At 36.6% G+C, this 26827-nt stretch carries 25 protein-coding genes and 2 pseudogenes; 13 read left to right on the forward strand and 14 right to left on the reverse strand.

Annotated features, from left to right (window positions below; translation table 11 throughout):
- Positions 1-7 precede the first annotated feature (7 nt).
- A pseudogene (locus tag M948_RS23750) lies at positions 8-467 on the forward strand (GNAT family N-acetyltransferase).
- Between the two features lie 257 nt (positions 468-724).
- Here the strand turns inward: M948_RS23750 and M948_RS23755 are convergent.
- The 3 genes from M948_RS23755 to M948_RS23765 form a co-directional block, all read right to left on the reverse strand.
- Entirely contained in the window at positions 725-1237 is a 513-nt protein-coding gene (locus M948_RS23755; protein WP_021288837.1) for a GNAT family N-acetyltransferase, read from the reverse strand.
- A gap of 756 nt (positions 1238-1993) precedes the next feature.
- Complete coding sequence (locus tag M948_RS23760; protein ID WP_021288838.1) at positions 1994-3007, reverse strand: HAAS signaling domain-containing protein; 1014 nt, start codon at positions 3005-3007, stop codon at positions 1994-1996.
- Positions 2994-3359 carry a PadR family transcriptional regulator gene (locus M948_RS23765; protein WP_021288839.1) on the reverse strand — a complete coding sequence of 122 codons (366 nt, stop codon included), beginning with the start codon at positions 3357-3359 and terminating at the stop codon, positions 2994-2996. The genes M948_RS23760 and M948_RS23765 overlap by 14 nt, the downstream gene beginning before the upstream one ends.
- 150 nt (positions 3360-3509) lie before the next feature.
- On the opposite strand from M948_RS23765, the gene M948_RS23770 reads away from it, so the two are divergent.
- From M948_RS23770 to M948_RS23780, 3 genes are all read left to right on the forward strand, one after another.
- Positions 3510-3959, forward strand: coding sequence for a YaiI/YqxD family protein (locus tag M948_RS23770; protein WP_021288840.1), 450 nt, complete (start codon positions 3510-3512; stop codon positions 3957-3959).
- Between the two features lie 139 nt (positions 3960-4098).
- A complete protein-coding gene (locus M948_RS23775; protein WP_021288841.1) occupies positions 4099-4467 on the forward strand; it encodes a DUF4180 domain-containing protein in 369 nt (122 codons plus the stop codon).
- 242 nt (positions 4468-4709) lie between these two features.
- Positions 4710-5843 (forward strand): conserved virulence factor C family protein, encoded by a 1134-nt coding sequence (locus tag M948_RS23780; RefSeq protein WP_021288842.1) that lies wholly within the window; start codon positions 4710-4712, stop codon positions 5841-5843.
- 248 nt (positions 5844-6091) lie between these two features.
- Here the strand turns inward: M948_RS23780 and M948_RS23785 are convergent, their stop codons facing one another.
- The 4 genes from M948_RS23785 to M948_RS23800 all read right to left on the reverse strand — a co-directional run bounded on the left by M948_RS23785 (position 6092) and on the right by M948_RS23800 (position 8663).
- On the reverse strand, positions 6092-6991 hold the full coding sequence (locus tag M948_RS23785) for a macrolide 2'-phosphotransferase (protein ID WP_021288843.1): 900 nt from the start codon (positions 6989-6991) through the stop codon (positions 6092-6094).
- Between the two features lie 359 nt (positions 6992-7350).
- Entirely contained in the window at positions 7351-7908 is a 558-nt protein-coding gene (locus M948_RS23790) for a cysteine hydrolase family protein (protein ID WP_031334912.1), read from the reverse strand.
- Positions 7909-8071: 163 nt separating this feature from the next.
- A complete protein-coding gene (locus M948_RS23795) occupies positions 8072-8338 on the reverse strand; it encodes a hypothetical protein (protein ID WP_021288845.1) in 267 nt (88 codons plus the stop codon).
- Position 8339: 1 nt separating this feature from the next.
- Positions 8340-8663: an ArsR/SmtB family transcription factor gene (locus tag M948_RS23800; protein ID WP_021288846.1), complete on the reverse strand. Its 324-nt coding sequence runs from the start codon at positions 8661-8663 to the stop codon at positions 8340-8342.
- A gap of 279 nt (positions 8664-8942) precedes the next feature.
- Between M948_RS23800 and M948_RS23805 the strand changes: the two genes are divergently transcribed.
- Entirely contained in the window at positions 8943-9533 is a 591-nt protein-coding gene (locus M948_RS23805) for a hypothetical protein (RefSeq protein WP_021288847.1), read from the forward strand.
- An 80-nt stretch (positions 9534-9613) separates the two neighbouring features.
- On the opposite strand, the gene M948_RS23810 is transcribed toward M948_RS23805, so the two are convergent.
- On the reverse strand, positions 9614-10327 hold the full coding sequence (locus tag M948_RS23810; RefSeq protein WP_021288848.1) for an isoprenyl transferase: 714 nt from the start codon (positions 10325-10327) through the stop codon (positions 9614-9616).
- 1137 nt (positions 10328-11464) lie between these two features.
- A pseudogene (locus M948_RS23815) lies at positions 11465-11799 on the reverse strand (PadR family transcriptional regulator).
- A gap of 378 nt (positions 11800-12177) precedes the next feature.
- On the opposite strand from M948_RS23815, the gene M948_RS23820 reads away from it, so the two are divergent.
- The 3 genes from M948_RS23820 (at position 12178) to M948_RS23830 (ending at position 14876) form a co-directional block, all read left to right on the forward strand.
- On the forward strand, positions 12178-13758 hold the full coding sequence (locus tag M948_RS23820; protein ID WP_101953563.1) for a Vga family ABC-F type ribosomal protection protein: 1581 nt from the start codon (positions 12178-12180) through the stop codon (positions 13756-13758).
- Between the two features lie 72 nt (positions 13759-13830).
- Entirely contained in the window at positions 13831-14253 is a 423-nt protein-coding gene (locus M948_RS23825; protein ID WP_021288852.1) for a MarR family winged helix-turn-helix transcriptional regulator, read from the forward strand.
- A 17-nt stretch (positions 14254-14270) separates the two neighbouring features.
- Positions 14271-14876: an alpha/beta hydrolase gene (locus M948_RS23830; protein WP_041203029.1), complete on the forward strand. Its 606-nt coding sequence runs from the start codon at positions 14271-14273 to the stop codon at positions 14874-14876.
- A gap of 34 nt (positions 14877-14910) precedes the next feature.
- On the opposite strand, the gene M948_RS23835 is transcribed toward M948_RS23830, so the two are convergent.
- Entirely contained in the window at positions 14911-15864 is a 954-nt protein-coding gene (locus M948_RS23835) for a calcium/sodium antiporter (RefSeq protein ID WP_021288854.1), read from the reverse strand.
- Between the two features lie 362 nt (positions 15865-16226).
- On the opposite strand from M948_RS23835, the gene M948_RS23840 reads away from it, so the two are divergent.
- The 3 genes from M948_RS23840 (at position 16227) to M948_RS23850 (ending at position 19167) form a co-directional block, all read left to right on the forward strand.
- Positions 16227-17588 (forward strand): PepSY-associated TM helix domain-containing protein, encoded by a 1362-nt coding sequence (locus M948_RS23840; RefSeq protein ID WP_021288855.1) that lies wholly within the window; start codon positions 16227-16229, stop codon positions 17586-17588.
- A 13-nt stretch (positions 17589-17601) separates the two neighbouring features.
- A complete protein-coding gene (locus M948_RS23845) occupies positions 17602-18072 on the forward strand; it encodes a FixH family protein (RefSeq protein ID WP_021288856.1) in 471 nt (156 codons plus the stop codon).
- 339 nt (positions 18073-18411) lie between these two features.
- Complete coding sequence (locus tag M948_RS23850) at positions 18412-19167, forward strand: DUF3891 family protein (RefSeq protein ID WP_021288857.1); 756 nt, start codon at positions 18412-18414, stop codon at positions 19165-19167.
- A 163-nt stretch (positions 19168-19330) separates the two neighbouring features.
- Here M948_RS23850 and M948_RS23855 read toward each other — a convergent pair whose 3' ends face one another.
- The gene (locus M948_RS23855; protein WP_021288858.1) at positions 19331-20431 is read right to left on the reverse strand and encodes a mechanosensitive ion channel family protein; all 1101 of its coding nucleotides are present in this window, start codon (positions 20429-20431) and stop codon (positions 19331-19333) included.
- Between the two features lie 178 nt (positions 20432-20609).
- On the reverse strand, positions 20610-21707 hold the full coding sequence (gene yfkAB / locus M948_RS23860; protein ID WP_031334918.1) for a radical SAM/CxCxxxxC motif protein YfkAB: 1098 nt from the start codon (positions 21705-21707) through the stop codon (positions 20610-20612).
- A gap of 180 nt (positions 21708-21887) precedes the next feature.
- On the opposite strand from yfkAB, the gene M948_RS23865 reads away from it, so the two are divergent.
- The gene (locus M948_RS23865; RefSeq protein WP_021288860.1) at positions 21888-23492 is read left to right on the forward strand and encodes a catalase; all 1605 of its coding nucleotides are present in this window, start codon (positions 21888-21890) and stop codon (positions 23490-23492) included.
- Positions 23493-23519: 27 nt separating this feature from the next.
- Here the strand turns inward: M948_RS23865 and M948_RS23870 are convergent, their stop codons facing one another.
- Positions 23520-24239, reverse strand: a complete 720-nt coding sequence (locus M948_RS23870; protein ID WP_021288861.1) for an EcsC family protein — start codon at positions 24237-24239, stop codon at positions 23520-23522.
- A gap of 112 nt (positions 24240-24351) precedes the next feature.
- Here M948_RS23870 and M948_RS23875 point away from each other — a divergent pair, with 112 nt between their 5' ends.
- Positions 24352-25008 carry a GntR family transcriptional regulator gene (locus M948_RS23875; protein WP_021288862.1) on the forward strand — a complete coding sequence of 219 codons (657 nt, stop codon included), beginning with the start codon at positions 24352-24354 and terminating at the stop codon, positions 25006-25008.
- A gap of 64 nt (positions 25009-25072) precedes the next feature.
- Here the strand turns inward: M948_RS23875 and brnQ are convergent, their stop codons facing one another.
- On the reverse strand, positions 25073-26428 hold the full coding sequence (gene brnQ, locus M948_RS23880; protein WP_021288863.1) for a branched-chain amino acid transport system II carrier protein: 1356 nt from the start codon (positions 26426-26428) through the stop codon (positions 25073-25075).
- Positions 26429-26827: the final 399 nt, after the last annotated feature.

Genomic DNA, 26827 nt, shown 5'->3' on the forward strand with positions numbered 1-26827 from the left:
CTATTCCATGCTATTTGAATCAGCAAAACGTAGATTTAGAAAAATAACCCTTTCAGATGTTGAACAATACCACAATTGGCGTAATAATTTGGAAGTAATGGAGGCAACCAATGCCCGATTAGATATTTACGCCGAAAGAAACAGATTAGCCGATAGGCATTGTGTCACTAACTCAAATCGATCATAAAAATAGAATCACGGAGATTATTATCGACATCGGTGAAAAGGAATACTGGGGTAAAGGTTATGGTTACGAAGCAATGAGAATATGATTGACATATGCTTTTCTTGAAATGAACCTCCATCGCATATCCCTTCGAGTATTTTCATTCAATCATAGGGCTGTTCACTTATATGAAAAACTAGGCTTTAAACATGATGGAACAACAAGACAATACTTATTTAGAAATGGAAATTGGCATGATTTATTACATAAGGGTATTCTACAAAGTGAATTTTTAGGATAGTCGCACGGAACCAAAGAACAACCTGATTCTTCCTACGAATACAGGTTGTTCTAGTTTACGTTATCAATTATTGGAAACACAGACTGAATCCGGTCCCTGAAATGCAATACTTCCCTTTTGATAATTCCATCGTTCTTTCCCTTTTTTATAGAAATCATCAACATCTTCTACTCTACCTTCAACTTCATGTACTGATCGAAATTTATTGTTCCCGAGCTCGACAGCCTGAAGCTTGGATCCTAATTCAAGCTTTTTCCTTAATCAACTCCAACCGAGTCACTACGCCTTTCCAATAAAACAACATCTCTCCATACGCCATTTAATTTTCCGATTCGCTTACGAACACCTACTTGATAAAATCCTAGTTTTTCATGTAGTCGAATACTCCCTTCATTTTCAGGGAAAATTCCAGATTGTAGTGTCCAGAATCCATTTGCTTCACTCTCTGAAATAACATATTCCATGAGCTTTCTGCCTATTCCCTTGCCTCGACTTGCAGCGCTTAAATATATACTTAACTCCGCAGCACCTGCATACGCTTTTTTACTCGAAATCGGCAGTAATGCAGCCCATCCAATGACTTTCCCCTGTTCCGATGCAACTAATCTGCAGACATTTAAATATTTCTCATTCCACTCTTCCCATGTTGGAGCTTGTGTATCAAACGTAGCATTGCCAGTAGCAATTCCTTCCATATATATATCCCTAACCTCTGGCCAATCTCGATATACCATCGGTTTCATTATGATTTGTTCTATGCTGTTAGACATTGTTTATCCAGAACCTCCTCGTTCGTTAGTACCTTCTAATCCGCCATTTTTTATAATCGTTTTTGCAGAACCAATGTTATCCATGTCACAAGTCACGAATACACGGTATATCTTTCATCTTTGCACTTGTGTAATGCTTCATGAAGAAGGATGGTAGCATACCCTTTTCTTCATTCAGACGGCCTGACGCTATAGCCAATATAGCCACCAAAATTTAAAAGGAATTCATTTAATTGGTGGCGAATATCCACCATAGCTACAGTTTCATCCATGTCATTAATTCATAAATAATTGGAACTGAGCATCCTGTCTCCGCTCCCTCTTGCTTTAGATCCAATTCCTTTACATAACGTCATAGTTATTATATCCTGATAAATCAAAGCTTGAAGGAATCATCCGAGTAGTGCCCCACTCTTTTTCATAAGCTCGATGCTCATTTTCCCATTCAACACCGGGTTCAACTAATCGTATTTCCCCTCCCCTATACAAAAAGATAATTGATGATAATTATAATCAAAATTTATAAAAAAGAAAATAACTTCTTAGATCATGAATCTTTACTACCGTTTGACTGATATTCACAATAGTATGACACAAAACAAAAAGGGAGGTTACAATGGAATATATCTATTTAGGGAAATCCCGGTCTATTAGTTCCTAAAACCGCACAATCATACCTTGGAAGCTATAAGAATCGATGGTTTAGACGAATGAATAAAAACAAACCGCCGATTATTTCGGCGGTTCTATAATTTGTTAAGATTCTTTTCCTTTTCTAACTTTTACCCAACTAGCAATGATATTCCAAACTAGCCCTCCAATTAGTAAGAGCAATGTCAAAAGTGTGGTACTTTCCCAAATATTCTCGATCGTTTGATAGTTATCGCTTCCTTCGGTAAGCATGTCAGCTTGCACAAGTTCTTGCATAAATAGTGGATTCCAGAAATCTGGTCCAGATACCATTACCATTACTACTATGACAGTTATTACATCAATGAACATCGTAAAGAGAAACAGTCGGTTCGTCCATTTCCCGTTAACTAGTTTAGCAATTTCTTTTATAACACCTAGACTGAGAATAAGGAGAATTAACAACATATAGCCATTGTACGTAGCTTCGTTTAAAAATGGGACGACCGTTGACAATTCACCATTGTTAAAAGCCCAAATACCAAAGTAGTTACTAGAAAAGACCGCCATTGCCATTAAAATAATAAAGAATACAATCGATGTTAGCGGCTCATGTCGTTTAATCTGTCTTTTCGGATCAGGAAGTTGCGGCAAATCTGAAGGGGACCAATCCTTTTCTAAATTCAGGTCTTTTCCATCTACATTTTGAAAATACTCCAAAAACACAAATCCAAATGTTACCCAGCCAATGGCCATCGGGATCGTAGTTACAAAAGATACAATATAATCAATAAAATAGTCTAAGATATTAACAGGATTAATTATGATTTGAATAGCAAAAATGATACTCATTGCAGCCACAATCGATATCAGTACTACTTTCATAACCATTATAAATGGATCATAAAGTTCAGGTCCGATAATATACTTTTTTGTTCCTTGGTATTGCTGTGCAAGTTTCTTAGGATCCCCCAATTCGCTTAATACTTGCTCTACATCGTTTTCTGCCGCTTGCAATCCCTCCATCCGTTCTTCCAACATATCCGTAATTAACCCTCTAAGCTCCTGTGAAATGTCTTCTCGTTGTGATTGCGATAAGCGTTGTGTCACGGCATATATATACCGATCAATCATCTCCATTCTTATCTCCTCCTTTATCTAAATCAATTAAATGGTTTAAGCTATCCACCATCTTTTGCCACTCCTTCCATAACAGTTCGAACACTTCCGCTCCCATCTTGCTTAACATGTAGTATTTCCTAGGTCTTGCTTCATTGGTATCCCAGGTACTTTCTAATAAACCTTGCTTTTCAAGTCTGCGAAGCAATGGATATAACGTTCCAGGCTCAACATGAATTCCCTCCTCGTTTAATTTAGTTACTAAAGAATATCCATATTGAGGTTTGGATAATTGACTTAAAACGCCAATGGTGATCGTACCTCTACGTAGTTCCTGCGTTAGTTTATCTAAATGTTCTTTGGCTTCACTCATTTAATCAACTCCTAAACACAGTATAGTGTATGTCGCACACTATTGTAAAGTGTACAATATTAAATTACACAAAATATTTTATAACTTGACTTTTTGACCGATTCGGATTATGCTCACTCCAACGTTAATGTACGAATGTGAGGTTTTTTCATGCATATATATGTCGATGCAGATGCTTGTCCTGTGAAACCATCCATCATTGAATTGGCAAAGAGTTGGAATACCCCCGTAACTTTTGTTCAAAGTTTTTCCCATTTTTCTAATAAGGAAGATCCAGATGGAGTAAATACCATCTATGTCGACGCAGGTGCTGAGGCAGCTGACTATCGAATTATGAAATTAGCTAAATCAGGAGACATTATTGTGACACAAGATTATGGACTTGCATCATTGGGCCTTGCGAAAAATTGTGATGTTGTTCACCACAAAGGCTTCATTTATACAAATGAAAATATTGACCGACTATTACAGACCCGCTATTTAAGCGCGATGGCAAGAAAAAGCGGCAAACGAACCAAAGGCCCGAAGCCTTTTTCTGAAGAAGATCGCAAGCTGTTTGAACAACGATTTTCCAGTTTACTAGAACAAAGGAACGGTTGATCAAATTAAAGTTGCAGAATGAAAGTGTGTACCACCGAGACTAAATGTGATTAGCATTAAACCAGTGAAGGGCTGCTGAAGCAGCCTTTTTCTAAAGGTAAGCGAAAATTTATCCTGCAATTCGAATAGAGGGTGGAAGATGAATATTAAAAAGACAGAGGCTAACGGACATATCATCGTAATAGCTAATGCAGATTCAATCCTGTTAACAGATGAGCAACGTGCATTAGATGTAATTATGACGATTAGCAGTGAGACAGGTGGTAGTCGAATAGCATTAAACAAAGAAGCGATTTCTGAAGATTTTTTTAAGCTTCGTACAAGACTTGCAGGGGCGATCCTCCAAAAGGTTGCTACCTATCATATAAAGTTTGCAATTATTGGGGATTTTTCGTCTCATACCAGTAAATCACTCAAAGATTTTATTTATGAGTGTAACAAAGGAAACAATGTATTTTTTGTTTCATCAGAGCAAGAAGCAATTGATAAATTATCTAATGCCATCTAACCATAGTCAAGAAAAACCGGGGCCATTTTTACCTTCTTTTTCCTAATGACGTTACTCTCTTAGAAATGGTATTCCAAATGATATTATAATGACACAGCGCTTTTTAGATGGTTTATATCGATCATTCACCAATAGATGATGGGGAACTGGCATAGATTATCGCTTTCACTTTTGTTAAACTTTTAATAGTTATTAACAGTAGTTTTCATATAACGACCCTGATTACAAAGGAGGAATGAATCGTGAAGATCGTTTCCATTGAACCAACCCCTAGCCCATATTCGATGAAAATTAACGTGGATGAACAACTAGCAGATGGGCAAACACAAAATTTCAAGTTAGATGATGATAAACAGGATGCTCCGCCATATATACAAGATTTGTTTCAGATTAGAGGAGTAAAAGGAATCTACCGTGTAATCGATTTTATAGCGCTTGAAAGAAATCCAAGAGTTTCCTGGGAAGAAATTCTTCCAGAAGTGCGACAAGTTCTGGGCTCCGCAGAAGAAGACAATAAAGATATCCCTGCAAATAACGCAAGTATGGAAGAAGCATATGGGGAAGTAAATGTATATATTCAAACCTTTCGCTATATCCCTATGCAAGTGAAACTATTAGAGGGTGATACAGAAAAACGTTTTGGCTTACCAGAGCGATTTATGAATGCTGCCATGGAAGCAACTAAATCATCGGATAATATGCTCGAAGAACGTAAATGGATTGAACAGAAGCCTCGTTATGGTGATATAGAAGAGATCGGCTGTGAAGTAGTTGAAGAAATAGCAGCTAGTTATAATGAACAAAGACTAACCGATCTCGTTAACTACGCTTTAACGAATGATGCTTCATTTGTATCATCCCTCCATCAAAAAGTAACAGTTGAAATGCTTGATCATCCAAATTGGAAAGAACGCTATGCGGCGTTGGATCGATTGGATCCAACAATAGAAGATTTACCTGTATTAAATAAAGCACTTGAAGATGATAAGTCCTCTATTCGCAGATTAGCCACTGCCTATCTTGGGATGATTGAAGACAAAAAGGTACTGCCTTATCTGTACAAAGCACTAAAGGATAAAGGGGTAAATGTGAGACGGACGGCAGGCGACTGTTTATCTGACCTCGGATTTAAAGAGGCGATGCCTGAAGTCATCCATTCGCTATCGGATAAGAGTAGACTTGTTCGTTGGCGCGCGGCAATGTTTTTATATGAATTAGGTGATGAATCAGCGGTTCCTGCTCTTAAAGATGCGATGGAAGACCCTGAATTTGAAGTCAGAATGCAAGTGAAAATGGCCTTAGCAAGGATTGAAGATGGTGAAGAGGCAAAAGGGTCTATCTGGAACCAAATGACACAAGCCGCAAAGCAAAAATAGCAGGAAAGTGGACAAAAAGTATCTTATTCTCATAGTAATCCGAACGATTCCTCTCGAATTCGTTCGGATTTTTGTATACAGACGTATGTTGACTGCGCTTCGTATCAGCGTTTTTTTATTCCTATTTTATTGTTCTGCTTTTGGGTTAACTATTTAATTGATGCATAGCTTGAGATCCCTTGCAGTGCTCTTTTATATATTGTCCAATCGCAAAGGATCAAGGCTTATCTTAGTTTTCCTTCATATAATTAGTTAGCTAATAACGCTTCTTGTGCCATTTCCTTATATTCACCCATGCCAGATATCATAGCAAATTCTGCTATTGCTACAGGATAAGCAGCAGAAAGCTCTACGATATGTGCAAACATATTTGGCCATACATATCCACCAGCTTCTTGATATGCAGCTATTAATTGTTTCAATGCTTCCTCACCAAATGCTGCAAGATGGGCCACAAAGTCATTAGCAGGGTCATCCACTCTACCTTCTGTCCAGTCGATTAACCCTGTCACTTCAGCTTGTTTATTAATTAATATATGACCTGGGTGTAAATCGCCATGAATTACCGCTGTGTGTTTTGGCCAAAATGAATCATTTGCTAACCATCTTTGCCAACGTCCCCATAAAGGCTCACCAATCTTAAATTCTTGCTTTACCTTATCCATACGTTTTTTCATTGATGGCTGCAGTTCTACAGGAGTATTCATTGTCATTCCAGCTTCCTCAGCTTCATGATGATTAATTTGATGCAATTCCATCATTGCCTTTCCCAGTGTTTCATGAAATTGATCAGGCACGTTTTTGTCGTCGATTTCCCAATCATAACGTTTTGCTTGGGGATCGATCGTGCCTGTAGGAATACCTGTTAGTCGTTTATATGCAATTAATTCATCCGTGAAAACAGACCAATTGGGTGTCTGCACTGATAGGTGTCTACCAACAACATCCAAAATTCGCTTTTCCTTGTTTGCCCTTGGAATAACATCTTCCCTTCTTGGAATTCGGAGAACCCATTGATCACCAGAAGGCTCTTCTGTAAAGACAACTTGAAAATCTAACCCAGATTCGTTTCCTTTTAGTGACGATTCCACTAATTGCATGTTATGTTGATTTGCCAATTCAATAACTTGTTTATTCGATAATGTCATCATGTACACTCCTTTTAAATAATATTCCTTCCGTTTAATCACAAAGAAAAAACACAGACCACTGCCTGTGTACTGTATGTACATGGATCAAGTTTTATTACCTAACCTTGGTTACCTGAAGCATTCTATGCATAAAAAAAGAAGGAGGCAACCCCTCCCTCTTAATCATCAACGACTATCATTTCCTAAAAGGCAGACTATCCCCATTAACACTACAGTACATGCAGTGCTACCCTGAACGTATTCAGTTAGTAGTTCAAATGGAAACGTAGTCTGATTAAAATCATTAGGAAACCTCCATTCTTTATAATTACCATTAGAATAGCATATAGATTATAAATTACAAGGGTGCCAATTACTTATCGATAAGTATCATGTGTGGGATGGAATAAATTTTCCTCCACTTTCCTTACAATTGAAAAATGTTCGACATTGTAATGTCCGTGCAAAACCCGGTTATGATGTTTGATAATTTGCTCTGCTGAAAAGTCTTCGCTATCAACTGTCGAATGACCATTTTCTACTAATGTAACATCAAATCCACTTATCGTTGCTGTTCGTACTGCCGTGTCGATACAATGCTCCGTTTGACATCCCATGATAACGAGGTGGTCTATTTCATTTTTGAATAGGTAGTTTTTTAGATCCGTACCGTGAAATGAATTCGTTGCTTGTTTATCAAAGGTCATTACTCCTGATGGGATTTGTATTTCCTCATGTATTTGAAAACCAGCACCCTCGCCTTCGCTTACGTCCACATCTCTTACACAAATAATGGGGGCATTTGCCTCCTGCGCCTTCTCAATCGCAAGGTTAATTCGATTAATTAGCATTACTTTATCGTAAACACCATTTTCTGTCTCATTCCCATCAATTAACTCCTGTTGAGCATCAATAATTAACAATGCTTGATTCAGAACAATCACTCCTTAAACCATTAGTATAGATCAATACCTTTACAGAAAATGCGTAACGTTTTTATATTCATAATGACCGCCTCCTTTTATAAATAGGATATCATAATACGGTGTTATTTGTTAGAAAATTTAAAAAAGATAGGATCTATGAAGACCCTACCACCTATTCCACTTCTTTTAGCATTTTTTCCATTGATACAACCTTTGCTTTTACTTCCTCCATATCAGTAGATATTTTTTCCTGATGCGCATTAGAAGCTTTCTGAACTTCAATTACTTCAGCAGCAAGGTTTTGATACACCTCTTCCTTAGAAGTTTGATTTTTTGTCTGCCATACTTTTGTAAGCGATACAAGCAATACAACTGCGAGCCCAATAATTAGCACAACGAAAAGCATTCCCGCTAATCCAAACATTGTTTCAGAATCCATTCTATTTCCCTTCTTTCTTTTTTATTGTTATGGTTTCCGCCGCATCTTTGATTAAAGCTGGGGTGATCGTAAAATCAAAAGCAACAAGCTCATAATATTTCATGGCTTTACCGTCCGTAGATAGTTCCATTTCACTCTTTACAAGCCCTGCTTTCTCTAGTTTTTGTAAATGCATATATAGTAACGGTCTACTCATTTCTGCTTCTCTAGCTAGTTGACTAACATACTGCCTTTCGACAAAAAGAATGGAAATGATCTTTAATCGATGTGGGTTGGCTAACGCTTCAAAAAGGACAAGCAGTGTATCTCCATCTTGTTTACTCATACTTTACTAACACGCGGTCTCTCATTTTTTCAATCATGAAGGATATCCCCACTTCCTCTCAAACTTAATATTTAAGCATCATGTGTAATAAATATATTACACATGTTGGTGTTTGTCAACATACCAAAAATACATCCTTAGACCTACCCTCTATTATTTCGCAAGCTGCTTATCAAGCCTTCTTTTACAACCTATGATAGATTCAGGAATATGTAATAAGTGTTATTCAAAGTAGTTCAATATCAGGGAGATCCAAAACGATAAATAAGGGGAAATACGATGATGAATGATAAACAGATATATATACTACTTACGGATACGGGGACTTGGTTTACTAAGCTAATTAAGTGTTACACCAGAAAGCCATACAACCACGCTTCCATAGCTTTTGATGAAGAACTGGAAAAGGTCTATAGTTTTGGGAGAAAAAAACGAAGAAACCCGTTTATTGGTGGTTTTATTAAAGAAGATATTCAAACAGGCCTTTTTAAGCAAGCTAGTGGAGCGATTTATTCCTTTACCATCACAAACGAACAATGGAATAAAATGAATGCCTATGTACAAGAGATACAGCAAGAACAAGATAATTATCGTTATAATCTGCTAGGTGTATTTGGGATTCTCCTCCAAATCCCTATCAAACGCAGAAACGCATTCTTTTGTTCTCAATTTGTTGCCACTGTACTTAAAAAGAGTAATGTTATTGAATATCACAAGCCGCCGGCTCTAATTACGCCTCATGACTTGCTTTCGAATGAAGTATTTGAGCTTGTGTACAAAGGAAAATTAAAAGCCTATCAAAAGGAGAGACTAAAAAGCCAAGTCGATCAGGATTTTGGGGAAGGACGAGAAGACATAATCCTTTTTTAATGAAAAAAGGGTCTATCACCTTTAAGTTTGTCGTATGATTATGATACCTCTTAAAAAAACAGCCTGAACAACAAGCTGTTTTAACTTAACATTTCATTTTGTTTTGTACCCTGCTTACGCCGAAACTCATTTATCGCTGCTTCTAATTCCAGTTTGCCAAAGTCAGGGAAATATTTATCAGAGAAATACAATTCTGCCATGGAAGATTGCCATAATAGAAAGTTACTAACCCGCTTCTCACCTCCTGTTCGAATTACTAACTCTGGATCAGGCAATTCACTTGTATACAAATAACGCTGAAAGAGTTCTTCATTCACCTGATTAATATCTATTTGTTTATTCGCTGCCTCGCAAATTATTTGTCTAGTTGCCTGTAGAATATCAGCTCTGCCACCATAATTGAAAGCAAAATTAACAATAATACCTGTATTGTGCTTGGTTTGTTCAACTGCCTGGAGTAGTGATTTTTTTGTTTTCTTTGGCAAATTTTCTATATGACCTGATAGCCGAATTATCACATTCCGTTTTTGAAACTCTGGTAGCTTTTGTTTAAAAAATTTAACCGGCAATTGCATTAAATAATTGACCTCATCTTTTGGACGCGACCAATTTTCAGATGAAAATGCATAAAGAGTTAACACTTGAATATTTAATTCAATACTTGCATCAATGATATGCTCCATTGCTTGGGCTCCTGCGTAGTGCCCTTCACTACGAGTTAATCCTCGCTGCTTTCCCCACCTACCATTTCCATCCATCATGATCGCAACATGCTTTGGAGTATAATAATCCATCGTCGGAACCCCCATATCCTTTATTCGAAAGTCGGCGCTGATTTTCATTTATTTGTTACTTTCCTTTTGGTGAAATTAAAGGATTGCCACGATTCTTGGTTTTCCGTTATTCTCATTCACTAATCCGCTTTTTAAGCCGTTCCTTTATTTCAGAAAGTTCTTGAGCCTTTTCATATAAATAAATCATGCCATTCCATCCGCTATAAGAAAGCAGATCTAAATACGATACATTTATCTTCTGTGTATGTTCATAATGCTTTAGATTTTTATCTAACACAACCTTCTCTATATTTATTGCATTTACGCCCGTAGTAGAATAATAACCCTGCAATAAATAGAAGTGAAGGAAAAAATTATCGTTTTATCCATACCCGAATCCGAGTATAACCAAATATTACCATAAGGAAAGACATGAAGCTATGCACCAAAGTAAGATCTAATGTATCCATAGGTCGCTTAATAAAAAACATAGAGACGGTAATTTATTGATTGTCGATATTCGTATATTTGATAAAACGAATTACAAAGACCCATTAAGAAGTAATTGTTATATTAATAATTCGAAGCGCCCCATTTCGCTAAATCATCTTCTGGAATACGTTATCTGCAGACATTAACAACCCCAATAATAACAGCAAGCAGTGGTGCACCGATACCTAATCCAATCAAGCTGGAATGAAAATATCTATCTCCCTTCTCGCCTTCATAGGGTTTAACTAGCTTTGTAAAATAATATTTACAAAGCTGAAAACGATACTCGATAACTTCCTGAACTTTTTCCATTAGAAATAAATAAACGGAAAATCAAACCAACTCTATTAAATTGGCGTTTTAATAGATACGACATGAAAGTGCATAAGAACTTGACCATCCATAAACATATCCTTCTTATTAAGTGTTGCTATACACATAGAAATTCTATGTATGTAGCGACAAATTATCTCGATTATAAAGCTATGCCTGCGCTAGACAGATGTTCTTCTTCCCCACGTGAAACCAATACAAGCAATAATAAACGGAAACCTTAATAATGATTGAAAACATTCATACGGGATAAGCTTAAAAATTGTCACATACATAAGTAATAGATTGGGGAAGCCTGATCCAGCTCGTAAAGAAATCGATCCCTTGCTTTCGTCACGATTGATCTCTCCTAGTTAGGCTATTCATAACTTGAACATAGCAATGCCACTCACTTGTTTTTTCCTCGAGCATATTCTTTTTAAGTTCTGTTATACAAATATATTTTCGGGCTCGACTTTTTTCTTGTTCTTGCCAATAAAACGATATATATGCTTGCTTCTCTAGCTTATGTATGGCTGGATACAGGGTCCCTTCTTTCATTTGAAAATGATGATCACTACGTTGATCCATTTCCTTTACAAGTTCATATCCATACATATCCCGTTCATTTAATAATTGAAGGACCAGCAACGATATACTCTGCCTTTGACTAATGCTCTGTTAAACATACGTTCACCTAACTAGAATTATTAGGTATGTATACTTTAAACAATAAATTCAAAACGTAAAGGGCGAATGACCAGGTAGACAAATTCATTTACACTGTATATAATGGTACTAACTAAAAAGCAAAGGGTGATCCAATTAAATGAAGTACTAATCCTATTCACTGAAAACATTCGACAAAAGGCATTTAATAACAGATGGTAGTCTGTTCCTTTTTGTATGTCATTTTACGAACGTTTCAGAATAGGATTGTGCTTTATCGTGGTATACTTTTCGGGGTATATTATATCCCCTTTTACCACACCGTTTGCCCTCCTATTCTGAAATGAATGGGAGGCTTTTTTTGTCTCTCCAACACAAGAAAGATTGGAGTGGTAGAATTGGGTTTTTTAGAAGCAAAGAATTTATCTATGTATATGAAAGATCGGAAATTAATTGATGTAACCAACCTTCGCCTTCACGAAGGAAACCGAATTGGTTTGGTTGGTAGGAACGGCAGCGGCAAAACAACATTAATGAAAATATTAGCTGGGGAGATTGTCCCGGAGACAGGGCATATCGTAACAGATGGTACAAGACACCTGCTTCCTCAATTAAAACGAACCAATACAACTAAAAGCGGTGGGGAGATTACTCAAGAATATATTGACAAAGCACTTGCGAAAAAAGCGGATATTTTTTTCCTGGACGAACCAACTACAAATTTAGATACAACTCGAATTGAAAAATTAGAAAAACAACTAAAAAAATGGAAGGGTATCTTGGTCATAGTTTCTCATGACCGTGCTTTCTTAGATAACATCTGCACGAAAATCTGGGAATTACAAGACGGCAAGGTAAGCGAATATAAAGGAAACTATTCCGATTACTATAAACAAAAACAACAGGAAATAAGGCAACAAGAACAAGCTTATGAATCGTATATCAAGAAGAAATCACAGCTAGAGGAAGCGCTGGAACTCAAAGAACAAAAAGCACAGAGAGCAACCAAGAAACCAAAGCAAACAAGCAACTCGGAAGCAAAAATCACCGGTGCTAAGCCTTATTATGCGAATAAGCAAAAGAAATTACGTAAATCGGCGAAGGCCATTGAAACTCGTCTTGAAAAACTGGATAAAGTTGAAAAAGTAAAAGAAATACCGCCAATTAAAATGAAACTTCCGAATGAGGAAGGGACAAAAGGTCGAATTATACTGCGCGTAGAAGAAGTAGCTGGGAAAGTTGGTGACCGCTTGCTTTGGAATAACGTAAGTTTTCAAATCAGGGGTGGCGATAAATTAGCAATTATCGGTCCAAACGGTAGCGGGAAAACAACATTAATTAAAAAAATAATCAATCAAGAGGATCAGATACAATCTTCTCCTGCTATGAAAATCGGTTATTTCAGTCAGAATTTAGATGTGCTGGATATAAATAAAACCATCTTAGAAAATGTAAGTGACACATCCAGCCAAGATGAAGCACTAATTAGGACCGTGTTAGCCAGACTACATTTTTATCGCGAAGATGTTTATAAGGAAATTAAGGTATTGAGTGGGGGGGAACGAGTTAAAGTTGCCTTTGCTAAATTATTTGTTAGTAATGTTAATACCATCATTCTTGATGAGCCTACTAATTTTCTGGATATTGATGCAGTAGAGGCATTAGAACAACTATTAACGGATTATGAAGGAACCGTACTATTTGTTTCCCACGATCGAAGGTTTATTCAAGAAATAGCTAACCGTATCATCGTTTTTGAAAATCATCAAATTAACCTATTTGAAGGCACATACGCTGCCTATAAAAACGATACGAAAAAACAAAAAGAAGACCCATTCGAGCAAGAGCTAATTGTGCTGGAGACAAAGATTACAGAAACATTAAGCAAATTGAGTATGGAACCTACTGAAGCGTTGGATCAGGAATTTGAATCACTTCTAGCGCGTAAGAAAGAATTGGAATCTAAACGATCGAATTGACACTTTCTATTTTTTGATTTATATTTAATTAAGAATAAATTAATTAAATACATTAAACAAGGTGGTCTAGCAATGAGTGAGAATCTTTCTCTAAAATCATTTGTTGTGTTGATGAAGGCTTCAAAAGCTGTTCAAGAACGTATCAAAAAGGATATAAGCAATTACGGTATGCGGACTTCTGAATTTACAATTCTAGAGACACTCTATCATAAAGGAAAGCAAACGATACGCCAAATATCAGAAGGTGTACTCATTAATACTGGATCGATTACTTATGTAATTGACAAACTAGAAACAAAAGGATTATTGGAAAGACAACATTGCAGTGAAGACCGCCGTGTCGTTTATATTCATATAACAGATGCCGGTAAAGCATTAATGGATGAGATTTTCCCACAACATCAGCAAGTGATTGAAGAACTATTTGTTGGCATTGATGAACAACAAAAACAAACGCTGGTTGATGTATTAAAACAAGTAGGTCAACGTGCGTAATAAGAAAGGGGAAAGAATTGATGAAGCATATTTTTCAAAAAGGAACAGATCAATCAAGACCAACACTCTTACTTCTGCACGGTACTGGCGGAACCGAACAAGACCTTATACCTTTAGCAAGTAAAATCGATCCTGCAGCGAATGTGCTTAGCGTACGTGGTAACATCTTAGAAAACGGCATGCCTCGTTTTTTCAAACGGTTGGCTGAAGGTGTTTTTGATGAAGAAGATCTGATCTTCCGTACCCAAGAGTTAAACGACTTCCTTGATGAAGCCGCAAAACAATATGAGTTTGATCGAAATCATATCTTTGCTGTTGGGTATTCAAATGGAGCTAATATTGCAGCTAGCTTATTATTCCATCATCCACATGCGTTATATGGTGCAATTCTACATCATCCAATGGTTCCACGAAGAGGATTGTCTTTACCTGACCTGTCTGGAATCAATGTATTTATTGCTGCTGGAACGAATGATCCTATATGTCCTGCTGAAGAGTCAGAAGAACTCAAAGATGTGTTACAACAAGCAAATGCCCATGTGAGGCTTCATTGGGAGAATCACGGTCACCAATTAACACTAGATGAAATAGAAGCTGCGGTTGCATGGTACGACAATCAATAAGTCAAAGTGCTGGAAGATCAATTCCAGCACTTTTTTAATTTCGGATGATAATATATGTTAAATAAAGGACATAACCTATGACAAGAATAACCCCTTCTGTTTTCCTAATTTTATAATTTGTTCTAGAAAAAACTAATAATAATACAGTCAGAGCAATCATTATAATGATATCGATCACTACTTTTCCGTTTACATCTAGCGGCGTAATAACAGCGGAAGATCCAAGAACAAATAATATATTAAAAATATTACTTCCTACAATATTACCAATAGCGATTTCACTTTCTTTCTTAATAGCTGCTGTTATGGAGGTCACTAATTCGGGTAGAGATGTACCGATTGCAATAATAGTTAACCCAACCAAAGCTTCACTCATTCCCCAGGAATAGGCAATATCTTTACCATTATCAACAACCATTTGTCCGCCAATAATTATCCCAGCTAGCCCTAGTAACGTTAACAGAATATTTTTACCCCACTTAATATCGTGCGAAGATTTTTCTTGGGTTACATTCTCTCTACTTTTCAACGCTACCTCAATGACATAATACATGAAGACAGACAAGAATAATAAAAAGATTAATCCATCGCTACGAGAGATGTAATTCACGTCAAACCCCTGAAGCACTGTATCACTAATCAAAACTAATAGTGCCACACTAGCCAACAGCGTAAATGGAATTTCTTTACGAATGGTTTCATTTTCTACTTTGATCGGGAAAATAATGGTCGCAATCCCGACAACTAAGGTTAAATTAAAGATATTACTTCCGATAACATTCCCCATTGATACATCAGCTGTTCCTTCTAATGCAGCAATGATACTCACCGTCGCCTCTGGTGAACTAGTTCCAAAAGCTACAATGGTTAATCCAATTAAAATAGTAGGAACACGTAATAATTTTGCTATATTGGATGAACCATCTACAAATAAATCTGCCCCTTTAATTAATAAAACAAATCCAATAATTAACCATATGTAAGCCATATCAACAATCTTCCTTTTCGATAGTTTTAAAGACATTTTCCTTAAATATATTCCATCCATAGTATTACGTATTAATGTACCAAATAGTAACAAAAAACATGTGAACTTTTTGTAAATATATTAATTGGTCTTCACATTATTTTCATTTTCTTTTTCATAGTAGCTACTCCATCTCAATATAAATGATGTTAAAATAAAACAAAAGTTAACACATACAATCACATTATCAATTTATTATCTACCAATTACAAAAACTTTAAAAGCAAGCTTACATTATACTCTTGTCATTCCATTATTGGATCACAATACGATAAATAAATATAACAATTTTTAACAAGACGTTAGGTCGGAAGGAGAAACCAATGTTATCTAGCAAAAACAGACAACAAAAACAAAAGCAAGCTTCGAATTATAAACTTTTCTGGCGATGGCATTTTTATGCAGGACTTATCATTTCACCATTTCTTCTTATCCTAGCTATCACTGGATCCATTTATTTATTTAAGCCTCAAATAGAGCAAATCATCTATCAAGATTATTATGAAGTAACTCCTGAGGGTGATCGAATTCCACCATCTCAACTGATGGAAAAAGTTAAAAACGAAGATCCTAATGCAGTAATAACAGCGTATCGACCTGGGGAGGATGCCACACGCTCAAGCGAATTCCATATTACAATGGATGATCAATCATCAACTATTTTTATTGATCCATACTCAGGCAAATCCTTAGGAAAATTAAATAACGAAGATAGAATAATGGACAAAATCGAGGAATTTCATGGGGAACTAATGGCTGGAACTTTAGGTGACCGTATTGTGGAATTAGCTGCTTGCTGGGCAATTATATTAATTGTAACTGGCCTTTACATGTGGTTTCCCAGAAACAAGCTTCGAATATCTGGTGTCTTAGTACCGAGATTAACTAGCAAAAAACGAATACTTCGAAGGGATTTACATGTAGTGCCCGCCTTTTGGATAACAGCAGGGATGTTATTCTTAATCCTGACTGGACTACCTTGGTCAGGGTTTTGGGGAACGAATTTTCAAACAGTAACGACTAATTTAGGTAATGGTTACCCTCCTTCTGTTTGGGTTGGTAACGCCCAAACCTCCCAAATAGAAACAAAAGATATTGCAGAAGTCCCTTGGGCTGCAGAAACTTTAGATGTACCCAAATCGGACATTCAAGGTAGGGTTCCTGTTTCTATCGACGACATTGTAGCAATTGCTGATCGAGAAGGTGTGCATTCGAGTTATACATTGTATCTTCCTCAAGAAAATACAGGAGTTTACACGCTTTCAGCTTTTCCTCCTAAAGCGCAAGACGAAATCACTATGCATATTGATCAGTACTCGGGAAAAGTTTTAGCAGATTACCGCTATGATAATTATGGATCAATTGGAAAAGTCGTTGCATGGGGTATCACTCTTCATAAAGGAACACAATTTGGGTTTATAAACCAAATCATCAGCTTATTCATATGCATTGGTATTGTTTTTGTTGCACTTAGTGGACTTTATCTATGGTGGAAACGAAAGCCAGATGATGGCTTAGGAGCACCAAAGGCACCTCCGATTTATAGCATGAAGCTCTTCTTCATTTTAATAATTGGATTAGGCCTTACTTTTCCATTAGTTGGTTTATCTATTATCTTTGTTTATTTAATAGATCGATTCGTTATACGCAAGATATCAAAACTTCGAAATTTCTTTCATGCTTAAAGGAGGAACGAATATGAATCGATTACTATCTACTTCGATACTATTCACGTTATTCATACTATTAAGCGGATGTACCCTTAATTCAAATGTCGCCCAACTGTATAAACAAGAACCAAATCTAGATGCAGAAATAACTTTAGACGATTCCATATCAACCAAAGAAGAACAAACTATAGAAATTCTTCTCACAAAAGATGGAAATCCCGTTGACCAGGTAGATAACATTCATGTTAAAATTTGGAAGCAAGACGGATCAATACCTACCATTCACAAAATACCTGATAATCGTGGCAATGGAAAATACCAATTAACAACTTCCTTCTCAAGTGAAGGTCTCTATTTTATAAAGGCCCATATTAAGCATCAAGATTCTGAAATAATGCCCAAACAACAATTTATTGTTGGAGAATTATCAGATAACGATCTTGAATATTTACAGAAAGATATACCTGAACAAGAAAGGTCTCATGACCATCATCATTAACAGACTACTTAAAAGAGACTGAGGTATAAGTATCTTATAATTCGAACGGATTCACCGGAAACCGTTCGAATTATTTTTTTACATAAAACAGGTTCTATCATCCCTCCGTCAAAAAACTCCGTATCAGCGTTTATTTCACCTTGTTTTATCATTCGGCTTTTTGGTTACCTATTTTTAGTTGTGTCTCAGCCCCTTTATCTATTAAAATTTTAAATAATTGAATTATCTAAATCCAATCAGTAAAATTTGTCCTATAAGGCAAATTAGGTGCAAGATCAAGTTAAGGATAGAAAAAAACAGATATTCTTACATTGAATTTAGAAAGGGAGGCCAATTTTCATGATTGTTAGAGAACAACCAGATGGATTTATTATGATTGAACAAGATCATCATGCACGAGTCTCTGGTGATATGATTAGACAATGGAATACGTTCCATTTGCCAAATTCTCCATTTCAATCCTCGTTGTTTTTAGCCATTGATCAGCATGATGGTGGCTGGAAAGCTTATGATCAGGATCCGTTTTGGAACGACTATCATCAAGTCCCCTATAGCTTCACCGATTTCCCCAATCCAGCTAAAACATTGCTTTACACAAATGGAATTGAAAATGTTGAAGCTCATGATTCATACGCAGCATTATTATGCAGTTTTCATTATACTCGGTTTCTTTTAGACGATAATCAATTAGAAAGTCGCCAGTTTGTTAGCCAAGAAAGATTACGGCAGCAACGAATTATTCGCCAGCTTCCAGAATTTCGTTTTGATATATTCATGAAGCATTATGGTCTTTTACAGTTATGTGATAACCTTTCATTATTTCTATGCATCAATGAACCTGGTAAAAACGAACATCCCTTCTTTAAAAATGGAATCCCGATACCAGATACATTAGATTGTTTTCATGGAAAATCACTAGAAATAACTTGGAAAGATAACCATACATTACGTGTTAATGATTTTCCATTTCAAAAGGATACATCCTTTGGTTATTCATATAAATGGGTGACTAAACGCGAAATAACTACGAATGGTCTTATCCGTGCATACAAGCAATCTTCTTTTAAACAAATATCGTTTTCCATTGTATCTTAACTATGTTGCCATAGGGATAGGGCAAACAGAGCCAAGGGTACAGTACGAGGCGGAAGACCGGGGTAAGCGATTTTCCTTCCCCTCGGTTTAGCTGGGGCTGTCCCGCCAATTATCGTCTCTTTTTAGGTTAGGAATTATCTTTTATTTCCCAGCCCGATTTTTATTATGTCTGCTGTTGAACGAAAGGATCATTTGCAGCAACATCTCTATCAATCAGTAATTTTCTGGTTGGTAAAGCGATAGAAACCGCTTCTCTTTCCAGAATATCAAGAATCTCCAGATTAACAGATTCTCTAATCTTTGAATAATCTCCCCAATCGGTTGTTTTCGTAAAGAAATACAGAAAAACATCGAGTCCATTTTCTTTATAGGTATCAAAATTAACAAAGATTGTATCTTGATGAATGTTCTTATTCTCTCTTAATGACAATTCAATTTGAGATACAACACTCTCCACTTTTTCTCTTGATGTGTCGTACGTAAGACGTAAACTAAAAGTTATTTGTCTTTTCCCCATTTTACTCCAGTTCGTTATGGATTCATTTGCTAATGTTGCGTTGGGAACGGTAACTAATGCTTGAGCGAAGGTTCTGATTTTCGTACTTCGAAAAGAGATATCTTCAACGGTACCTTCTACACTTGGTGTAAGAATCCAATCGCCAATTGTAAATGGTTTTTCTGTAATGATAATAATGCCCCCAAATAAATTAGCCAATGCATCCTTAGCTGCCAAAGCGAACGCAAGTCCGCCAATCCCTAATCCAGCAACAAAACCATTGACATCATAGCCAAACTCTTGAGCAATAACACTAAGACTAATTGCAACGATAATGAGCCTGATAGCTTTTGAAAAGAAGGGAATAAGAATGGAATCAATCTTTAAATGAAATCGCTTATTTAATTTGGTAAACATCAACGATGAAGATGAAGATAAATTAAATAACCCCCAACCGATCATAAAAATGATGGATGATCGTATGACATGCATAAAAAACACATGGTCTTGATCGAGGTACGGAAATATTCGAACAGAAACATAAACCCCAAGTATTAAGATCAATCCCTGTATAGGTTGTTCAAATGACAAGCGTAATTGCAAAAAGAAGCCGTTAAGTCGATGCTTACTTATTTTTAATAGCAGTAGAAATAAATTCCTAGTAATTACTTTTTTAAGCAAATAAAACATGAAAAAAACAACAACAGCTAAACTACAATAAATCAGCTTTTCATAGGTTTGTAAAAATTGAAGAAATTCTAAAGACATAACGCAAATTTACCCCCAAAAGATGTTTATTACTATATGTATATATTCATCAGAGGAAGAATAGACATGCAGTCTGTTATGTTGAATACCAGTGGCACAACAAAAAGACACTACTGGCGTTCATTCGTAGTGTCTTTGGAACTGAATCGTTCGTCAAAAAAATGATGGCGTGTTATTGCTATAACATAATATTCGTTTGTCGTTTTTGAAAATCCATTTCTTTGTAATACGTGTTTTTGACAAGAATATTTGGTCCGAGGCATTTGACAGCTGGACAATGACAATTCAATGATTTAGCCGTATCTGTTTGCATCCAACGCGCATAAGCTTCTGGTAAAGACGTTGTCTGAATATTTCCGAGTTTTGGCTCATCTCCAAAATCCGTAACAATGATATCCCCTGAGAAGATATTGACATTTAATCTGGATCGTCCGTCTGGATCATTCCTGACTGAGACATTTTTTTCTTGAAAAAGACGCTTTTGTAACGCTATATCTTCTGTGGATGAGCTACAAGGATAAAAAGGTAACGTCCCAAATAGCATCCATGTATCTGGATCACGATGATCTAATAATCTTTCAATGCCAATCCGCATTTCTTCTAACGATAAGGTTTCTAAATTACTGGCAAAGTCTACTGGATACATTGGGTGGATTTCATGGCGTGTACATCCCATTTCTAAAACATGGTCATGAATTTTTTCTAAATAAGGGTAGGTTCGGCCGTTTAGCATGGTTTCAGCAGAAACCATGACGCCTGCCCTTGATAATTTTTGGGAATTAGCCACCATTCGTTCAAAATATTTCTTTCGATTTTCCTCCGTCGGTTTTCTCTCCATCCTCGCAAAACCAGTCGCTGCAAATTCTTCTGCTGTACCCCAATTATGTGAAATATGTAATACATCTAAATATGGGATGATCTCTTCATATCGGCTATAAGGCAATGTTAAATTGGAATTTATTTGTGTCTTAACGCCACGTTGATGTGCATATTGTAGCAATGGCAGTACATAATTACGAACCGATTTTTTTGACATCATTGGCTCTCCGCCAGTAATACTTAAGGTCCGCAGATGAGGAATTTCATCTAATCGCTGTTCCATTAATTCCATTGGCAAAGCATCGGGATCCTTTCCTTGCAGTGTATAACCAACAGCACAATGGGCACAGCGCATATTACAAAGCGTTGTTGTTGTAAATTCAATGTTAGACAATGTCATTTCCCCATACTGTTCCACATCTAAATATGCTTCCCACGGATCATAGGATGGGGACATTGTTTGTCTCGCTTCTGATAATTTCACGTGAAAAACCCTCTCTATACAAAATACTCTATCATTATCTTATCATGTATCAGCTTATTCCGTCTGTATCTGTTACAAAATAAGAATGATTTGCAATGAAATGGGCAACACTAAAAACAGCGAAACTTGATTGAAAATAGGATGGTGATTCTAATGGAAAGAAAAGATCCAAATAAGCCTAATAACATTGAAAATGAAGATACCTTAACGACAAGGCAAGGACACCCCGTTACCAATAATCAAAATATCCGCACAGTAGGAAATCGTGGACCAGCAACGTTGGAGAACTATGATTTTATTGAAAAGATTAGTCATTTTGACCGTGAAAAAGTCCCTGAACGGATTGTTCATGCTCGTGGAGCAGGAGCACATGGTTATTTTGAAACATATGGAACGGCTGGCGATGAGCCAGTATCTAAGTATACAAGAGCAAAAGTCTTTCAGGATAAGGGAAAACAGACACCTGTTTTTATTCGATTCTCCACAGTAGTTCATGGTAACCACTCTCCAGAAACGGTACGAGATCCACGTGGGTTTGCTGTTAAATTTTATACGGAAGATGGAAACTGGGATTTGGTAGGAAATAATCTCAAAATCTTTTTCATTCGAGATGCCATGAAATTTCCAGACATGATTCATGCTTTCCGACCAGATCCGGTTACGAATATCCAAGACAGTGAGCGTTTCTTTGACTTTTGCGCTAATTCACCAGAGAGCTTTCATATGGTGACATTTGTTTATTCTCCCTGGGGTATACCTGCAAACTATCGAATGATGCAAGGTTCGGGAGTAAATACGTACAAATGGGTAAATGAAGAAGGGGAAGCCGTACTAGTTAAGTATCATTGGGAACCGAAACAGGGAATTAAGAACTTAACTCAACAAGAAGCAAATGAAATTCAAGCAACCAATTTCAATCATGCTACCCAAGACTTATATGATGCGATTGAGAGAGGTGACTATCCAGAGTGGGAGTTATTTGTCCAAATTATGAGCGACGATGATCATCCCGAGTTAGATTTTGACCCACTGGATGATACAAAATTATGGCCAGAGGATAAGTTTCCGTGGTTACCAGTTGGAAAAATGGTATTAAATAAAAACCCGGAAAACTATTTTACGGAAGTAGAACAAGCAGCATTTGGAACCGGAGTTCTTGTTGATGGACTCGACTTCTCAGATGACAAAATGCTGCAAGGGAGAACCTTTTCCTATTCAGATACACAACGCTATCGGGTAGGCGCAAACTATTTACAGGTTCCAATAAATGCTGCTAAGAAGCGAGTTGCTACCAATCAGGAAGGCGGTCAATTACGCCAACAAAACGATAAAGCACCTGGTCAAAACCCTCATGTTAACTATGAGCCTTCGGTATTAGGGGGACTAAAAGAAGCAGAACAAACAGGAAAAGAATACACCCCTGAAGTAAAAGGCGAGCTTGTGCGTGAATCCATTGAAAGAAACAATAACACAAAACAAGCAGGCGAAACATTCCGTCGTTTCAAGGACTGGGAAAAAGACGATTTAATTACAAATCTAGTTAATGATATTTCCGTATGCGACCAACGAATTCAAGACAAAATGATTGCTCTTGCTGAAGAAGCAGATGAAGAATATGGCCGTCGCTTGCGTGAAGGGATAGAAGAAGCGAAGAAAATGATGATGGATGAGACAAGTAAAAATCCGTTAGGCAATAAAGATAGTGAAAAGGCACCAGAACAGGCTATTGAAAAAGGACACGACGCCGACCCATATTAAAAAGGTAAAGCTCCCAATTCGGGAGCTTTAGTTTTTTGGTATATTCAAAATCCTGAGGCGGTAAGCATTCATCGCTGTTTCCCCTAACTGGTCCAGTAAATTGTAATTAGCGTAGGCACCAACAATTGCTCCAAAACCTGGGACTAATTGTAATAATTTAACTAAATCAATATAATCACGATACTCTTGCTGAAAAGCCCGCCAATCCATATCTAATAAATGCTGCTTTTCTTGTTCCCAATTTTCGATAATGCGCATGGTCTGTTTCCGTGTTTTTTCATTAGAGAAGGCTAATTGAAAGATATGTAAAATGAATAATCGTTCTTCATATTCCTTCGTATTAAAGCCATATATCGTAGCAGCTTCAAATAGAAACTTTAATTTAATTGAAAGTAACAATGGGAAATCAGCAAATCCCAGTAATATTCCACCTGCACCGGTCCCTGCACCTTCCGCAGATGCAGTTTTTCTATAAGTAGATAACTTTTCTTTTACAAGTTGATCTTGCTGATACAAATTCAATTCCTGTACTTCTGGTTTTCGCGTAGTCATATGAGAACCAACCAAAGTTGCCTTCACCATATTTTTAATACTATCGGTTATGATACCGTGTATCTTCTCAGGAATCCAATTGTTTATTTTTGTTTGTGCTTTTTTAGAAAGCTGATTAAATAAGCTAGGTTTCGCATACATCTTTTTACGCCATTGTGCTAACTCTTGGGAAACGATGTCCTCATAAGCAACCAAAAAATGACCTCCTCACTTACAATTTTCAACTAATATATTGCATTTTTCATATTCCCATTTTTATTGTATACTGTTTAGTATACTAAAAATTATTCAGGAAGGGGGAGTAGATATGCCAATACCTTCAGATCATTCCAAGCCAGTTCGACAATCCGCGAAAGAAAGTGCATTTAATCAAATTCAACAATGGATTATAGATGGTACCTTACAACCTGGTGAGAAGCTTAATGATTCTGAACTTGCTCAAGCATTAGGCGTAAGTAGAACGCCAGTCAGAGAGTCCTTACAACTTTTAGAAGTGCAAGGGTTCGTAAAGATGTTTCCTGGGAAAGCTACACAAGTAACCGATGTTGAAAAGGAATCGATGAATGATTTGTTACCGCCTTTAGCCGTTTTACAAGCTTTATCAGCAGAATTGGCTATTGAAAACTTAACAGAAGATATCATTGCGGTATTGGAAGAGGTTAACGAGAGGTTTGCCAAGGCCATTCGCTCTGAGAACTACTATGCTGCATTAAAAATTGATGAAGAATTTCATCAAATCATTGTAGATGCTGCTAATAATCCTTATATCCACAATATTATTGCTAACTTACAGGCCCATGTAAGACGATTATTCTTCCATAACTCCATCATTCTAACCGAAAAATCCATAGAAGAACATAGCCAAATTATTAAACTTATGAAAGAAGGTAATAATGAGGCATTAGCTCCGATTATGAAGGAAAACTGGTTACGTACCATTCAAGAATTTCAAGCATTAAAATAGCATTTATAGGTAGGTTTATAAACGATGAAACCGACTTTCTCTAGTAGAAAGTCGGTTTTTTTAGTTAAGCATGAACGGTCGATGCTTTTTGAATTCGGATAACAACACCAGTAACTATCATTACGATACATGCAGGAAGTAACCAACCAAGCCCTTCTGGATAAAGTGGTAATACTGTTTCGTAGAATGAAATTATTGGGAGCATCCAATCAAAATATGGTATTCCTACTGACTCACACAATGATTTTAAACCATCAATACTACTGATTAAAAAAGTTACAGATATAACTGAAATATAAACAGCTCGTCTATGATAAAACAATGGAGATAAGAATGCTAATAACATTAACACAATCGCTAAAGGATATAAAAACATTAATACAGGTATAGAGTAGGTAATAATATTCGCAAGCCCAAAATTAGCTATAACAAACGTTATAAATGCGAAAAATACAACAAATTTCTTATAACTTACTTTCGGAAATAGCGAATGAAAATATTCTGCACAAGCTGTTGTTAAACCAATGCTCGTCGTTAAGCAGGCTAAGGTAATAACGATGGCTAATAAAATTAAACCGAATGTTCCAAAATAATGCGTTGCTGCACTGCTTAACACTGGTCCACCAGTATCAAATATTCCGTAAACTTCCGTACTCGTAGCACCTAAATAAGCAATTCCAACATATATTGCACCTAATAAAACGATGGCAACAGATCCTGCCTTTGCAGTCGCTCCTAGTATCTCCCTTTTGGAGGTAATACCAAGTGAACGAATTGCTTTAATAACGATAATACCAAATACAAGCGAAGCTAAAGCATCCATTGTATTGTATCCTTCCAAAAACCCTTTCACAAATGCACCATTTGTATATGCTTCTTGAGGGTATTGCAAGGCGCCCATTGGCTGAAAGACAACCATAGCTAGCAACACTACAAGTAATACAACAATGCCAGGCGCTAGTATCTTTCCAACATAATCGACAATTTTCGCAGGATACAGCGAAAAAAGTAACGTTACGAAGAAGAAACCAAGTGTAAAAATCAGTAAGCCTCCTTGCTGGAATCCTTCACTAACAAATGGTGAAATACCAACATCATATGCTACTGTCCCTGTTCGGGGAGCAGCAAAAAAAGGGCCAATGGTTAAATAAAGTAACGAAGTAAATAAGACGCCATATATTGGATGAATTCTACCTGCCAAATCCTGGAGATTTTTACTACCAGAAAAACTCATAGCCAGAATACCTAAAAGCGGTAACCCTACTCCCGTAATTAAAAAGCCAAATACCGCCTGCCATACATTCTCTCCAGCAAGTTGTCCAAGTTGAGCAGGAAAAATTAAATTACCAGCTCCAAAGAATAACGCAAACAACATCACACCTATAGTTGCGTACGATGAAAATGTAAGTTTTTCCTTCATAAATATGCCCTCTCCCAGATGTAAAATTTTAGTTTATATTGTTTAATTTATATGCAATATATCGATGTTGTTAATCATACTATCTTTTTGCGTAACATGCAATATATTACGTGTAATTTTTTCATAATTTAGACAGGTATGTGACTAAAATTTGAAGACAAAAAATGTAAATCTTTATTTCCAATCAAAAATCAGTACGTGATAAAATTTGCTGCTTCGAGGAACAATCCTATTTCTAAATATAATATTCCCTCACACAATTCTGTAAATTCCTTCCATTTCTCAATCCACAATTGCGCTCCCAGAGAGGTTAGAATCCCATCATTTTGTTTCTCCTATCGTTTTCAATAATAAACACCCCAAACATACTAAGATTAGTAGTACAAAACCAAGGCCATG

This window comes from Virgibacillus sp. CM-4 (assembly GCF_000445495.1).
Taxonomy (GTDB): domain Bacteria; phylum Bacillota; class Bacilli; order Bacillales; family Amphibacillaceae; genus Virgibacillus; species Virgibacillus salexigens.

Excerpts from the sequence above, each read along its gene's own strand:
- M948_RS23755 (WP_021288837.1), bottom strand. The coding sequence starts at position 1,237 with ATGTCTAACAGCATAGAACAAATCATAATGAAACCGATGGTATATCGA.
- M948_RS23760 (WP_021288838.1), bottom strand. The coding sequence starts at position 3,007 with ATGGAGATGATTGATCGGTATATATATGCCGTGACACAACGCTTATCG.
- M948_RS23765 (WP_021288839.1), bottom strand. The coding sequence starts at position 3,359 with ATGAGTGAAGCCAAAGAACATTTAGATAAACTAACGCAGGAACTACGT.
- M948_RS23770 (WP_021288840.1), top strand. The coding sequence starts at position 3,510 with ATGCATATATATGTCGATGCAGATGCTTGTCCTGTGAAACCATCCATC.
- M948_RS23775 (WP_021288841.1), top strand. The coding sequence starts at position 4,099 with ATGAATATTAAAAAGACAGAGGCTAACGGACATATCATCGTAATAGCT.
- M948_RS23785 (WP_021288843.1), bottom strand. The coding sequence starts at position 6,991 with ATGACATTATCGAATAAACAAGTTATTGAATTGGCAAATCAACATAAC.
- M948_RS23795 (WP_021288845.1), bottom strand. The coding sequence starts at position 8,338 with ATGGATTCTGAAACAATGTTTGGATTAGCGGGAATGCTTTTCGTTGTG.
- M948_RS23800 (WP_021288846.1), bottom strand. The coding sequence starts at position 8,663 with ATGAGTAAACAAGATGGAGATACACTGCTTGTCCTTTTTGAAGCGTTA.
- M948_RS23805 (WP_021288847.1), top strand. The coding sequence starts at position 8,943 with ATGATGAATGATAAACAGATATATATACTACTTACGGATACGGGGACT.
- M948_RS23810 (WP_021288848.1), bottom strand. The coding sequence starts at position 10,327 with ATGGATTATTATACTCCAAAGCATGTTGCGATCATGATGGATGGAAAT.
- M948_RS23825 (WP_021288852.1), top strand. The coding sequence starts at position 13,831 with ATGAGTGAGAATCTTTCTCTAAAATCATTTGTTGTGTTGATGAAGGCT.
- M948_RS23835 (WP_021288854.1), bottom strand. The coding sequence starts at position 15,864 with ATGGCTTACATATGGTTAATTATTGGATTTGTTTTATTAATTAAAGGG.
- M948_RS23840 (WP_021288855.1), top strand. The coding sequence starts at position 16,227 with ATGTTATCTAGCAAAAACAGACAACAAAAACAAAAGCAAGCTTCGAAT.
- M948_RS23845 (WP_021288856.1), top strand. The coding sequence starts at position 17,602 with ATGAATCGATTACTATCTACTTCGATACTATTCACGTTATTCATACTA.
- M948_RS23850 (WP_021288857.1), top strand. The coding sequence starts at position 18,412 with ATGATTGTTAGAGAACAACCAGATGGATTTATTATGATTGAACAAGAT.
- M948_RS23855 (WP_021288858.1), bottom strand. The coding sequence starts at position 20,431 with ATGTCTTTAGAATTTCTTCAATTTTTACAAACCTATGAAAAGCTGATT.
- yfkAB (WP_031334918.1), bottom strand. The coding sequence starts at position 21,707 with ATGTCCCCATCCTATGATCCGTGGGAAGCATATTTAGATGTGGAACAG.
- M948_RS23865 (WP_021288860.1), top strand. The coding sequence starts at position 21,888 with ATGGAAAGAAAAGATCCAAATAAGCCTAATAACATTGAAAATGAAGAT.
- M948_RS23875 (WP_021288862.1), top strand. The coding sequence starts at position 24,352 with ATGCCAATACCTTCAGATCATTCCAAGCCAGTTCGACAATCCGCGAAA.
- brnQ (WP_021288863.1), bottom strand. The coding sequence starts at position 26,428 with ATGAAGGAAAAACTTACATTTTCATCGTACGCAACTATAGGTGTGATG.